Origin of the sequence: Sphaerotilus sp., from assembly GCF_041083715.1 — a bacterium.
In the GTDB taxonomy this organism is placed as follows: domain Bacteria; phylum Pseudomonadota; class Gammaproteobacteria; order Burkholderiales; family Burkholderiaceae_C; genus Sphaerotilus.
This window is the reverse complement of the sequence record NZ_JBFPGY010000049.1, coordinates 1-13,034: the sequence shown is the minus strand read 5'-3', so window position 1 is coordinate 13,034 and position 13,034 is coordinate 1. Positions and strand designations below refer to the sequence as shown.

Sequence of the window (13,034 nt, the reverse complement as noted above, 5' to 3'; positions counted from 1 at the left end):
GCTTGGCGCGGCCGGCGTTGGTGTCCATCAGCGTGGCGAGCAGTTCCTGGTCGAGGCTGCCCCAGTTGACGCCGATGCGCACCGGCTTGTCGTGGCGCAGCGCGGCCTCGATCATCATGCCGAACTGGCGGTCGCGCTTGTCACCCTTGCCGACGTTGCCGGGGTTGATGCGGTACTTGGACAGCGCCTGCGCCATCGCCGGGTACTCGGTCAGCAGGCGGTGGCCGTTGTAGTGGAAATCGCCGATCAGCGGCACGTCGATCTGCATGCGGTCGAGCTGCTCGCGGATGTGCGGCACGGCCTCGGCCGCTTCGGGCGTGTTCACCGTGATGCGCACCATCTCCGAGCCGGCCAGCGCCAGCTCCTTCACCTGGATGGCGGTGCCGATCACGTCCACCGTGTCGGTGTTGGTCATCGACTGCACGCGCACCGGCGCGTCGCCGCCGACCGTCACGACACGGTCGCCCCAGACCACGCGGGCCTGCAGGCTGCGGCGCGCGGCGGGCTCGCCCAGCGGAATCGGTTGCTCGGAGGTCGGCAGCGGAGCATTCATGGTCAGACTCACTTCAGAACGACATTGGCGACGGCACCACGGGTGAATGGCACCAGACTGAACGGCTCACCACGCACGGTCACCTGGGTGACGCTGGCGATGCCTACCTTCATGCGCATCGGCATGGCGCCGTCGAGACCGACCACCTCACCCGGCAGCACCGTGCGCGACAGCAGCACCGCACCACCGGCGTCCCGCACCTCGATCCAGGACTCGCCCGTCGTGCGCAGCACCACTGTGCCTGCCGCAGCCGGCGGCGCGCTGGCACCCGCGGAGGCCGTGTCCATCGGCGCCGAGTGCACGGTCTCAGACACCGGCGGAGCCACAGGAACCGACGCGGCGGGCACGACCGGCGTCGCAGGCACCACGACGGCGGTCGGCGCAGAAACCAGCACACCACCCGATGGCAAACCAGCGCCATCGCTGGCCGCCCCGACCACCCCCGACGAAGACGCCGCAGACGGAGGAGGAACTTCGGACACGGCACTGGCGCTGGCAGCAGGGGCCTCCGCCGCAGGCCAGCCCAGACCACCAAAGACCGAACGCATCGGAGGCACAAACCAGAAGGCCAGTGCAGCCAGCAGCAGCAACGCCGGCAGCAAGTAGGTGGACTTGAGCCACTCCGGCTTCCCGGTACCGCTGCGGCTGAAGGTATTGCCGCTCACGCCTTCCCGGTATGGCGTCTGCAGACCGCGCGACACGTTCTCGAGTTGATGCGGCGGCATTCCGGAGACTGGCAGGACCGCCAGCACCTTGGTGGCATCCAGACCGAGCTGACGCGCATACGACTGCGCAAGACTCCGCACAAAGGCCAGTCCCGGCAACTCGCCATAGCGATCGGCCTCCAGCGCCACCAGACGGCGCTCAGGCACTTTCAGCACCTGCGCCAACGCATCGATTTCCAATCCACGTGCCTCGCGCGCAGCGCGCAGCATGGCGCCAGCCGATGGAGAGCCATCTGGCAGCGGTGTCACTTCACTCATCGAACTGTCCTTGGTCGTAGGCCGCTGCCTCCCGTGACTTCGGGAATCGTGCATGCAGCAATGTCCCCAATTCTTCCACGGACGAGGTCAGCTTTCGTCGGTGCTGGATGCGAATCGCCAGCCACAGCGTTTCAGGGCTCACCAGCTCGGGGGTCTGGTTGAGCCGCTGGACATAGAGAAACGCACGCTCCAGGTCACCTCGGCGCTTGAGAACGTCCGCCAGGTTGAACACGGTGGCCGGATTGCCCGGATCCTGGTCGAAGCTGCGCTGCAGGATGATCTGGGCCGTCTGCAACTCGCCGGCCCGCGCCTCACAGATGCCGGCAGCCAGCAGCGTGCGTGCCGACTCCCGGTACTGCGGCACCGCCATCGCCGCCTCGAACTGCTGGCGCGCCGGCGCGAAGCGGCGCTGCTGGCAGAGGAACCAGCCGTAGTTGTGCAGCGTGTCCGCGTCTGCGGGATGCACCCGGAGGGCGGAACGAAAGCTCTCCTCCGCCAGCTCGTACTCACCCATGTTGGCGTAGATCAGCCCGCGCAGGCTCAGGGCTGGCACATGGTTCGGATCGACGGACAGCGCGCGCTTGACCTCGTCCAGCGCGGTCACGTACTGCCCCTGGCCGAAATAGGCCGCAGCCAGCTCGGTGCGGATGCGCGCCCGCTTGGCCACATCGGACTCGTCCGACTCGGTGACCAGATCGCGCCGGCCACCGGACGAGACAGTCGACGACGTCGATCCGCTGGAGGTCGTCGTGCGGGGAGCGCTGACACTGGTGGGACTGGCTTCCCCCATCGGCACCGGCAACGCTGGTCCGGACACGCAGCCTGCAAGCAGCACCGCAGCCAGCAGCAGACCGCCGCACCGGCCGGTGCGGCGCTCGAACCAGCGCAGTGGGAGCATCGTCATCCTGGGGAGGTCAGTTGGGTGCGACCGGAGGGGCACTGCGCACGATGCGGATGGGTGCACGCACCATGCGCTCGTGTGCCCGGGTGCGGTCCTGCACCTCGCCGGCGAGCTGGCCGCAGGCCGCGTCGATGTCGTCACCGCGCGTCTTGCGCACCGTCGTGACCAGGCCACCTTCGATGAGCACCTTGGCGAAGGCCTGCACACGGGCATGGTCCGAGCGTTTCAGGCCCGAGGCAGGGAACGGGTTGAAGGGAATCAGGTTGAACTTGCAGGGCAATCGGCCGACCGGGCCCTTCGGCCCGACCAGCGCCAGCAGCGCCCTCGCCTGCTCGTCGCTGTCGTTGACGCCGTCGAGCATGCAGTATTCGAAGGTGATGAAATCGCGCGGCGCTGTGTCCAGGTAGCGCTTGCACGCCGCCAGCAGCTCGGCCAGCGGGTACTTGCGGTTCAGCGGCACGAGCTCGTTGCGCAGCGTGTCCTCGGGTGCATGCAGCGACACGGCCAGCGCCACCGGCAGGTCATCGCGCAGACGGTCCATGAAGGACACGACACCGGAGGTCGACACCGTCACGCGCCGGCGCGACAGGCCGTAGCCATGGTCATCGAGCATCACGCGCAGCGCCGGCACGAGCGCGCCGTAGTTCTGCAGCGGCTCGCCCATGCCCATCATCACGACGTTGGTGATCACGCGCTCGCCGGCGGGACGGTTCAGGTCGCGGCGCAGCGTGTGTTCGGCGTACCAGAGCTGCGCGAGGATCTCGCCCGTGCTCAGGTTGCGCGAAAAACCCTGGTGGCCCGTGGAGCAGAAACGGCAGCCCACCGCACAACCGGCCTGCGATGAGATGCACAGCGTGCCGCGGCCTTCCTCGGGGATGAAGACGCTCTCGACCGCATCACCGGCACCCACGTCGAACAGCCACTTGACCGTGCCGTCGGCGGAACGGTGTTCGGAGAGGATCGCCAGCGGGCGGATGACCGACCCACTGGCGAGTTTGGCGCGCAGCGACTTGGCCAGATCACTCATCTGGCCGAAGTCGCGCGCACCGCGCTGGTGGATCCACCGGAACAACTGGACGGCGCGAAAGCGCTTCTCGCCCAACCGCTCGCAATGCGCGGCCAGCCCGTCGAGGTCGAAGTCGAGCAGGTTGACAGCGTCGGGGGCGGCGTCGGTGGTCATGTCGTCAGCGCGGGTTCAGCTGCCAATCAGCGGCTGTAGACGTTCATGCCGGGGAAGAAGAACGCGATTTCGACGGCGGCCGTTTCGGCAGCGTCGGAGCCGTGCACGGCGTTGGCGTCGATCGAATCGGCGAAGTCGGCGCGGATCGTGCCGGCTTCCGCCTTCTTCGGGTCGGTGGCGCCCATCAGCTCGCGGTTCTTCAGGATGGCGTTCTCGCCTTCCAGGCACTGGATCATCACCGGGCCCGAGATCATGAAGTTCACCAGGTCGTTGAAGAACGGGCGGGCCTTGTGGACGCCGTAGAACGCTTCAGCGTCCGCACGCGACAGCTGGACCAGCTTGGCAGCAGCGATCTTCAGGCCGGCGCCTTCGAAACGGGCGTAGATCTGGCCGATGACGTTCTTGGCAACGGCGTCGGGCTTGATGATGGACAGGGTGCGTTCGATGGCCATGGAATGATTTCCTTGTGGAACAGGTGGACAGAGTCGGTCGAATCAGGGTCGAAGCCGGGGAAAACCCGGCATTCTAGCTTTGAAGCGTGTCGGGCTTTCAGCGCCGACGGCCGCCACGGCCCTTGTTGTTACCGCCGCCAGGGCGGGTGAAGTAGGCTTCGGCGCCGATGTAGCCCACCGACGTCTCCATCGGGTCTGGCTGGCGAGGCTCGCCCTTGCGGTTGCCCCCACCACCACTGCCCGGCGTCGGCTCTTCGGTCGGACGGCCAAAGCCGGTCGTGATGCGCTTGGAGCCGGACACGAAGCGCTTGTCGAAGGTCTGCTCCAGCGGATTCGGGATGTGCAGCGGATCGTCACCCTCGTTGCGCGGGCTGCGGCCACCACCTTGCGGCGGCCCATCCTGCCGCGGGCCACGCGGCGGGCGGTTCTGCTGGCCTTGCAGCGCATTGCCCTGGCCACCAGGACGCCCGCTCCCCTGGCGATCACCCCGGTCCTGCCCACGGTCACCGCCATGCTGCGCGCCCTTGCCACGCGGCGCCTGCGGATCGCGCTCGGCGCGCGGCTCGCCACCGCGTCCCCCGCGGTCGCTGGCACGCAGCTCGCCACCCCGGTCCGGACGGTCCTGCCCACGGCCCTTCTGGGATCTTCCACCACGCGGAGCGTCATTCGGCACCACGCGGGCAGGCTGGTCCGGATTGGCCAACGTGCGGATCGTGCGCACATCCTGCTCCTCCAGCTCCACCCAGACACCGCGCTTGAGACCGCGCGGCAACACCACCGTGCCATAGCGGATGCGGATCAGCCGGCTGACCGCCAGACCCACCTTGTCGAACAGCTTGCGCACTTCGCGGTTGCGGCCTTCGGTGATGACGACGCGGTACCAGCGGTTGATGCCTTCGCCGCCACCGTCCTCGATCGACTTGAAGGCCGCCTTCTGGCCTTCGATGTCCACGCCGTCCAGCAGACGGGCCCGCTGCTCCGTCGACAGGGAACCGAGCACGCGCACGGCGTACTCGCGCTCCACGCCGAAGCGCGGGTGCATGAGCTGGTTCGCCAGATCACCCGAATTGGTGAACAGCAGCAGGCCTTCGGTGTTGATGTCCAGACGGCCCACCGACAGCCACTTGCCAGTATGCAGACGCGGCAGGCGGCGGAACACGGTCGGGCGGCCTTCGGGGTCGTGGTGCGTGACGACCTCGCCGACTTCCTTGTGATACGCCAGCACGCGGGCCGGCGGCGGCGCGATGCGCACCTTGATCGGACGGCCAGCAATGCGGATCTGATCGCCCTGCGCGATGCGCATGCCGATGTGGGCGGCCTCCCCATTGACGGAGACCTGCCCGTCCTGGATCAGCTGCTCCATCTCGCGACGCGAACCGATGCCGGCCTGGGCCAGCACCTTGTGCAACTTGGGTGCCTCGGGCTCGGGGCGCAGCACACGCTTGCCCGGATCGACCAGCTCGTCGTCGGCATCGGGCGCGACTTCAGCGTCATAGTCGCCCGAGATCACCTCGGCAAACAGCGTGCTGGCATCCACGGGATCGTCGTCACCGCCGCTGACCACGATCACCTCGAATTCCTCTTCGCCATCCACCATCGGTTCGGCAGAAGCCGGTGCACCGGCGCTCACGACAGCACCGCTGTTCTCGCGCGGGCCACGTCGCTCCTTGCGACGCTGGCGGTCGCGGTCGCGCCGACGACCACCAGCCTCCTCTCCAGCCGGTGCCACCGCGCTCGTTTCCAGCGCGCCATCCGAAGCCGGCTCAGCCACCGCGGAAGCCGACACCACGGACTCGGAGACCGGCAGCGGGCTCGGAGCAACGTCCGCAGCAGCGGATTCCTGCGCGACGACAGACTCGACGGACACGTCCTTCTTGCGACCACGCGGCGCCCGTGCAGGGCGTGCTGCCGGCAATGCACCCTCAGCGGCATCGGCCACCGTCGGCGGAGCAACGTCCTGGGCCACCGTCTCGCTGGCGGACTCGCCGATCACCACCGCAGCCACCGTCTTGCGCGGTGCGCGCGGCTTCTTGGCGATGGGCGCCGCTTCGGACGCCTCGGTCGCGCCCGTGTCCGCAACCACGACGGCCGCAGCCGCCTTGCGGGGCGCACGGCGCTTCTTTGGTGCTTCGGAGTTCTCTGCAGCGGCGTCGGCGCCAGTCTGGTCAGCGGTATCTTGATGTTCGTTCATGCGTTCGGCCTCAGGCCTCGGGAAGAGATGACGATGCGCCATCGGGTCCCGAAGGCACAGGGTTTGTGTCGGCCATCAGGTTGATCCCGATGGCCTCCAGGGATGGCAGTTGATCCAGGGATTTCAATCCCAGATCGTCCAGAAATTGTCGGGTCGTCGCATACAGCGCCGGACGCCCGGGGCCCTCGCGGTGCCCGATCACTTCGATCCAGCCACGCTCTTCGAGCTGCCGGACAATCTGCGTGCTGACCGTCACGCCACGGATGTCCTCGATGTCACCGCGGGTGACGGGCTGCCGGTAGGCCACGATCGAGAGCGTCTCCATCGTGGCGCGCGAATAGCGGGCCGGCTTGTCCGGGTACAGCCGGTCCAGATGGACCCGCATCTCCGGGCGACTCTGGAATCGCCATCCGCTCGCCACGCAGACCAGTTCGACCCCGCGTCCTTGCCAATCCTGCGCCAGCCCATCCAGCAACATGCGCACCGTGTCCGCACTGACCACGTCGTCAAACAGCTGCCGCAGTTCACGAACCGTCAACGGCTGGTGCGCACAGATGAGTGCGGTCTCGAGGACGCGTTTGGCATCCCGTGTATTCATGAATTCCGTCTGATACCTGGGCGAACCTGACCAGCTCATCGCCAGGGGCGGCCGGTCTGGGGAGTTCGCTGTCGGGTTTCGGGGTGTGCGCCCGGACCAGGTGGGATCGGGGCTTGCAGGACGCAGGCGCAAGGCGCGTTCCTGCCGGATTGGACCACATTCTAGCGCCGAACGGCGGCCGTGCGCCAAGGCCGTTGTTCAACCCTGCGTGACCTGCCTCCACACCGCGGCCAAATCGTCCGGAAGTGCCGCATCGAACGACAGCCACTCGCCGGTCAACGGATGCTCCAGCCCGAGGTGTGTGGCGTGCAACGCCTGCCGAGTGATCCCCAGCACCGGCTTGCCGCCGTACACGCCATCCCCCAGCAACGGGTGCCCGCGCCGTGCCAGGTGCACGCGGATCTGGTGCGTGCGCCCGGTGTACAGCTTGCAGCGAACGGCACTGACCCTCCCGGCCTCGGGCGACTTGCCGAAGTCCCGTACCGCCAGGCAGGTCACGTCGGTGCGCGCCGGCTTGCCATTGGTCACGACCGCCATGCGGATGCGTGACACCGGATCACGCCCGATCGGCGCCTCGATGGTGAATGGCTCCTCCTCGACCTCGCCATGCACGAGCGCCAGGTATTCCCGGTGTACCTCGCGCGCTGCGATGGCGCGGGTCAGCGCGGTCTGCGCCAGCTGGGTCTTGGCCACGACCATCAGACCCGATGTGTCCTTGTCGAGCCGGTGCACGATGCCTGCCCGCGCCAGTGACGCGGCGCCAGCATGGTGCGCCAGCAAACCGTTGAGCAGCGTGCCCGACCAGTGCCCCGCCGCCGGATGAACCACCAGACCCGCGGGCTTGTGCACCACCATCAGCGCCTCGTCCTCGTAGACGACCTCCAGCGCGATCGCTTCGGCGCGGAAGGCACTGCTCTGCGCCGTGGGCTGCAGGTCCACCTCGATGATCTGCCCGGCACCCACCTTGCGCGACGCACTGGTCAGCACCTGACCGGCACTGCGCACGTGGCCAGCGTCGATGAGCTGCTGGAGATGGCTGCGCGAGAACTCCGGCGCGAGGCCTACCAGCCACTTGTCCAGGCGCAACCCGTGGGAGGCCCGATCGACCTCGGCCTGTCGGCATTCGATCTCGGCAGGCGATGCGGCAGCCCCCTGCTCCGGCCCCTCTTCTTCGATGTCCTCGACAACTTCCGAAGCTTCATGCTGGCCCTGGGGCCCGTTCATATAATTCACGCTCTGTATCCAATCTGGCCCGACCTGCGGGTCCGGCCCATGACCACCATGTTCAAGCCCTGCCCGACACCGGCTCTGCGCCTCGCCTCCCTCGTGCTCGGGGTGGCGTTGGTCTGTCAACTGGGCGGCTGCGCGTCGGAGCCCAAAAACGTCGATGACGGCAAGAGCATTGCCAAATTGTACGAAGAGGCCCGGGAAGAAGCCTCCAATGGCGCCAACGACCGTGCAATCAAGCTCTACGAACGCATCGAAGGCCGCGCTGCCGGCACCCTGCTGTCGCAGCAGGCGCAGCTCGAACAAGCCTACCTCCTCTACAAGCAACAGGAGAAAGCGCGCGCGCTGGCCGTGGTCGAACGCTTCCTGAAGCTGCACCCGACCAGCCCCGCCGGCGACTATGCCTACTACCTGCAAGGGCTGATCAATTTCAATGACGACCTCGGCCTGTTCGGCTCCATCGCCAAGCAGGACCTGTCCGAGCGGGACCAGCAGGCCTCGCGCGACGCCTACCAGAGCTTCAAGCAGCTCGTCGAGCGCTTCCCCGAGTCGAAGTACGCACCCGACGCCAAGGTGCGCATGAAGTACATCGTCAACGCGCTGGCCTCCTACGAGGTGCATGTGGCGCGCTACTACTACATGCGCGGCGCCTACCTGGCCGCGGCCAACCGCGCGCAGCAGGCACTGCAGGACTTCCGCGGCGTGCCGGCCGCCGAAGAGGCCCTGTTCCTGATGGCTGCCAGCTACGACAAGCTCGGGCTCGTGCCACTGCGCGACGACGCACAGCGCGTGCTGAAGACCAACTACCCGCAAAGCGCGTGGATCGGCCGCGACTACGACGAAAAAACGCGCTGGTGGCGCCTGTGGTGATGCGCTGACCGCCACTCCAGACGCTACACCGGCGTCGGTGTGCGCGGCGCCGACATGCTGTGGGCGGCAGCCAGTTCTCGAAGCCATGCCAGCGCCTGTTCCTCGCTCGCCAGCGGTGTCATCGGCGGCAGCGCTGCCCGCAGGCGCCGCCCGTAGCCCATCTGCACGAGCCGGCTGTCGCACACCACCAGCAGACCGCAGTCGGTTTCACTGCGGATCAGCCGTCCGGCGCCCTGCTTCAGCGCGATCGCGGTTTCAGGGATGAAGTAGTCGTTGAAGGCATTGCCTCCCTCTGCCTCCAGCTGGCGGCTGCGGGCTTCGGCCAGCGGATCATTCGGCGGCGGAAACGGCAGCTTGTCGATCAGCACGCACTGCAGCGCGTCCCCCGGCACGTCGATGCCTTCCCAGAAACTGTGCGAACCGACCAGCACGCCACGCGGCGCGGCCAGGAACTGCGCCAGCATGGCCCGCTTCGGTGCCTCGCCCTGCACGAACACGGCGATGCCATCCGGCGCCAGCCGCTCGCGCAGCGCGGCGCCGATCTGCTGCAGCGAACGCAGCGTGGTCGTCAGCACGAAGGTGCGACCACCCAGCGCCTGCGCACAGCGGCCGGCCAGCTCGGCCACCGCCCCCGGATGCGCCGGCTCGGCCGGCTTGGGAAAGCGCGTCGGCACATACAGCCGGGCATGGGCCGCGTAGTCGAACGGACTGCCAGCCTGCAGCGTGCGCGCCTCTTCCATGCCGACGCTGCGGGTGAACCAGCTCAGCGCTGGATCGTCGCCCAGCGTGGCCGACGTGAAGATCCACGCCCGGCTGCCGCCTTCGACCTGCGCGCGCAGCGTGTCGCGGATGTCCAGCGGCGCCTCGGTCAGACGGGCCTGGTGGGCCGTCAGGTCGATCCAGCGCACATGGTCGTGCGCGGGAGCCTGCAGAAAGGCCTCGACGCGCGCCGCCAGTGCACGCGCCCGGTCTTCCAGCTTGGCCAGGTCGGGGCCGCCGTCGGCCACTGCGGCCAGATGTGCCAGCGTCTCGGCACTCACCGCGCGCACGCGCTCCAGCGCCTCGGTGAACTCGGGGCGGTTCGCACGCTCCTCCCAGCGCAGCCGCACAGCGCCCCGCAACGGCCCCGCACTCGCCAGTCGCAACTCACGCGCCGCCAGCTCGCAGCGCGCCGCCAGCTCCGTCCACGGCCCGAAGCCGCGGGCCTCGGTCAGCCCGACCGCCAGCAGGTCGCGGCTGAAATCGAGCAACTGGCTGGTGCCGAGCAGCTTGCCCAGGAACTGCACCCCAGCCTCGTTGAGCTGGTGCGCCTCGTCGAAGACCACCGCATCCACGGTCGGCAGCAGCTCGGCCATGCCGGTGTCCTTGAGCGCCATGTCGGCGAAGAACAGGTGGTGGTTGACCACGACGATATCGGCCTGCAGCGCCAGCCGGCGCGCCTGCACGACGTGGCACTGCCGGAACTTCGGGCACTCGCTGCCAAGACAGTTCTCGCGGTTCGACGTGACCAGGGGGATCACCGGCGAGCGCTCGTCGAGACTGTCCAGCTCGGCCAGATCACCGCTGCGGGTGCCCTGCGCCCAGACCTCGATGCGCGCGAGCTGGCGCAGCGCTTGGGGGCTGGGCCATTCGTTGGTGTGGCGGGCCTGCTCCAGCCGGTGCAGACAAAGATAGGATCCCCGCCCCTTGAGCAGCGCGATCTGCACCGGCAGACCGAAGGTGCGCATCAGCTTGGGCAGGTCCCGCAGGAACAGCTGGTCCTGCAGGCTCTTGGTGGCCGTGCTGACCATGGCCCGCAGCCCGGACAGCAGCAGCGGCACCAGATACGCAAACGTCTTGCCGACCCCCGTGCCGGCCTCGGCCACCAGCACGCTGCGGGACTCCAGTGCCTCGGCGACCGCGTCGGCCAGATGCGTCTGCACCTCGCGCGCCTGGAAACGGCGATCGGCCCGTGCCAGCTCACCGTTCGCGGCGAACGCCTGTGCCACCTCTGCGCGCAGCGGGGAACGTGCGCTCATTGCCGCTATTCGCTCTGACGTTGGCTTCATTGGCGGGAAAAGCGGGATGAACCGTTTATAGTTTTCGACATGACACCGGACTCCCCTGGATATCGACTGCTCGCGGCCACAGGCATTGACCGCGGTGATCGACTGTATCAACAAGATCAAGTGGAGGTCTTCACGCACCCTCGCGCCGAAGGTTGCCTGCTGGCCATTCTGGCCGACGGCATGGGCGGCAAGAGCGGGGGCCGCAAGGCCGCCGACCAGGTGCTGCTGATCGCCCGCCAGCTCTTCGAACGCTTCGCGCCCGCCAAGGACTCCGCGTCCGAGCTGCTGCGCAAGATCGTGCTCGAATCACACCTGATGATCAAGCTGACCGCGATCACCTCCGAACAGGAGCCACACAGCACGCTGGCCGCGTTCCTCGTGCTGCCCAACCGGGAGTGCCACATCATCCATGCGGGTGACTCGCGGGTGTACGTGTTCCGCGGCTCGAACATGCTCACGCGCACTTTCGACCACTCGCTGGTGCAGCGCATGGTCGAAGACGGTGAGATCAACGAGGAAGAGGCCAACGACCACCCCCACGCCCACCTGCTGACCGGCTGCCTCGGCGCGGACGAGGATCCCCCGATCACCGTGGCCCGCATGGACCGGCTGGAAACGGGTGATTCGCTGCTGGTGTGCAGCGACGGCCTGTGGCACTACTTCACCTCGCGCGAGCTGGGCACCATCGTCAACGCGCTCAAGCCGCGCGATGCCAGCAAGATGCTCATCAGCAAGGCACGCCAGCGTGCCCGGGGCGGCGGCGACAACCTCTCGCTCGCCCTCGTGCGGCTCGACACGCTGGGCTGAAACCGCCCAGCTCCAGGATTCAGGTCAGCGACGTGTCCACGTCGCGCCGCTCCAGCGCCATGAACTCCTCGGACTGCATCTCGGTCAGGCGCGAGACCGTGCGCGGGAATTCATGCGACATCGGACCTTCGGTGTACAGCTCCTCGGGCGGCACTGCGGCCGAGAGGATCAGCTTGACACGCCGGTCGTAGAGCACGTCGATCAGCCACGTGAAACGCCGCGCTTCCGAGGCCAGGCGCGGCGGCATCATCGGCACGTCCGACAGCAACAGCGTATGGAACTGGGTCGCCAGCTCCAGATAGTCGTTCTGCGAGCGCGGCCCGCCGCAGAGCTGCTTGAAATCGAACCAGACCACGCCACCCGCCTTGCGTCGGGCATGGATGACGCGGTTCTCGATGCGCAACTCCGGCGATTCATCCTTGACCTCCGCCAACTCGTCGAAAGCCTGTGTCATCGCGGCGTCGGCCTGCGCGCCCAGCGGCGTGTGGTAGAGCTGGACGTGCTGCAGCGTGCGGCGGCGGTAGTCGGTCCCGTTGTCCACGTTGATGACTTCGAGCTTGGCCTTGAGCAGCTCGATGGCGGGCAGGATGCGGTCACGGTGCAACCCGTTCGGGTACAGCTCGTCCGGGTGGAAATTGGATGTCGTGATGATGGACACCCGGTTGGCGTACATCGCATCCAGCAGCCGGTGCAGGATCATCGCGTCGGTCACGTCCGCGACGTGGAACTCGTCGAAGCAGATCAGCCGGAAGCGCCGCCCGATGCGCTTGCCCAGCTCGTCCAGCGGGTTGGCGATGCCCTTGAGTTCCTGCAGTTCGCGGTGGACCTCGCGCATGAACTCGTGGAAGTGCAGCCGCGTCTTGCGCTGCAGCGGCACGGCCTGGAAGAAGCTGTCCATCAGGAAGCTTTTCCCCCGCCCCACCCCGCCGTGCATGTAGACGCCGCGTGGCAGCGGCGGCCGGATCAGCGCCTTGGTCAGCGCATTGCTGCGCCGCGACTTGTAGGCGACCCACTCGTCCTGGCAGCGCTGCAGGGCGGCCACGGCGCGCAACTGGGCCGGATCAGCCTGGTAGCCGCGCTCGGCGAGGGTCTGGTGGTAGATCTCGGTGACAGTGGGCATGGTGGGCAACGGAAAAGGGGCGACTTGCGCCGCCCCTGTGGTCAGAGTGTGCAGGACGGTCCCTGCGAACCTCAGAAGTTCAGGGAGCGCTTGTCCACGGCCAG

At 67.7% G+C, this 13,034-nt stretch carries 12 protein-coding genes; 2 read left to right on the top strand and 10 right to left on the bottom strand.

The genetic code is table 11. The annotated features are described in order from the left end of the window. From AB3X43_RS02425 to AB3X43_RS02390, 8 genes are all read right to left on the bottom strand, one after another. On the bottom strand, nt 1-553 hold a 553-nt coding region (locus tag AB3X43_RS02425), incomplete at its 3' end, for a flavodoxin-dependent (E)-4-hydroxy-3-methylbut-2-enyl-diphosphate synthase (RefSeq protein WP_369428296.1). Nucleotides 554-561: 8 nt separating this feature from the next. Then, a complete protein-coding gene (locus tag AB3X43_RS02420) occupies nt 562-1,536 on the bottom strand; it encodes a helix-turn-helix domain-containing protein (protein WP_369428295.1) in 975 nt (324 codons plus the stop codon). Next, on the bottom strand, nt 1,529-2,440 hold the full coding sequence (pilW, locus tag AB3X43_RS02415; RefSeq protein ID WP_369428294.1) for a type IV pilus biogenesis/stability protein PilW: 912 nt from the start codon (nt 2,438-2,440) through the stop codon (nt 1,529-1,531). Before pilW ends, AB3X43_RS02420 begins: the two co-directional genes overlap by 8 nt. Before the next feature lie 10 nt (nt 2,441-2,450). After that, nucleotides 2,451-3,617 carry a dual-specificity RNA methyltransferase RlmN gene (gene rlmN / locus AB3X43_RS02410; RefSeq protein ID WP_369428293.1) on the bottom strand — a complete coding sequence of 389 codons (1,167 nt, stop codon included), beginning with the start codon at nt 3,615-3,617 and terminating at the stop codon, nt 2,451-2,453. 26 nt (nt 3,618-3,643) lie between these two features. Further along, entirely contained in the window at nt 3,644-4,069 is a 426-nt protein-coding gene (ndk, locus tag AB3X43_RS02405; protein WP_179635044.1) for a nucleoside-diphosphate kinase, read from the bottom strand. Between the two features lie 97 nt (nt 4,070-4,166). Beyond that, nucleotides 4,167-6,260, bottom strand: a complete 2,094-nt coding sequence (rluB, locus tag AB3X43_RS02400) for a 23S rRNA pseudouridine(2605) synthase RluB (RefSeq protein WP_369428292.1) — start codon at nt 6,258-6,260, stop codon at nt 4,167-4,169. 10 nt (nt 6,261-6,270) lie between these two features. Then, nucleotides 6,271-6,858: an SMC-Scp complex subunit ScpB gene (scpB, locus tag AB3X43_RS02395; protein WP_369428291.1), complete on the bottom strand. Its 588-nt coding sequence runs from the start codon at nt 6,856-6,858 to the stop codon at nt 6,271-6,273. A 198-nt stretch (nt 6,859-7,056) separates the two neighbouring features. Next, entirely contained in the window at nt 7,057-8,082 is a 1,026-nt protein-coding gene (locus AB3X43_RS02390; protein ID WP_369428290.1) for an RluA family pseudouridine synthase, read from the bottom strand. 48 nt (nt 8,083-8,130) lie between these two features. Here AB3X43_RS02390 and AB3X43_RS02385 point away from each other — a divergent pair, with 48 nt between their 5' ends. Beyond that, nucleotides 8,131-8,955, top strand: a complete 825-nt coding sequence (locus tag AB3X43_RS02385) for an outer membrane protein assembly factor BamD (protein ID WP_369428289.1) — start codon at nt 8,131-8,133, stop codon at nt 8,953-8,955. Between the two features lie 23 nt (nt 8,956-8,978). Here AB3X43_RS02385 and AB3X43_RS02380 read toward each other — a convergent pair whose 3' ends face one another. Next, complete coding sequence (locus AB3X43_RS02380; protein WP_369428288.1) at nt 8,979-10,973, bottom strand: DNA repair helicase YoaA; 1,995 nt, start codon at nt 10,971-10,973, stop codon at nt 8,979-8,981. Between the two features lie 69 nt (nt 10,974-11,042). Between AB3X43_RS02380 and AB3X43_RS02375 the strand changes: the two genes are divergently transcribed. Continuing rightward, a complete protein-coding gene (locus tag AB3X43_RS02375) occupies nt 11,043-11,810 on the top strand; it encodes a PP2C family protein-serine/threonine phosphatase (RefSeq protein WP_369428287.1) in 768 nt (255 codons plus the stop codon). Between the two features lie 19 nt (nt 11,811-11,829). Here AB3X43_RS02375 and zapE read toward each other — a convergent pair whose 3' ends face one another. Next, on the bottom strand, nt 11,830-12,930 hold the full coding sequence (zapE, locus tag AB3X43_RS02370; RefSeq protein WP_369428286.1) for a cell division protein ZapE: 1,101 nt from the start codon (nt 12,928-12,930) through the stop codon (nt 11,830-11,832). Nucleotides 12,931-13,034: the final 104 nt, after the last annotated feature.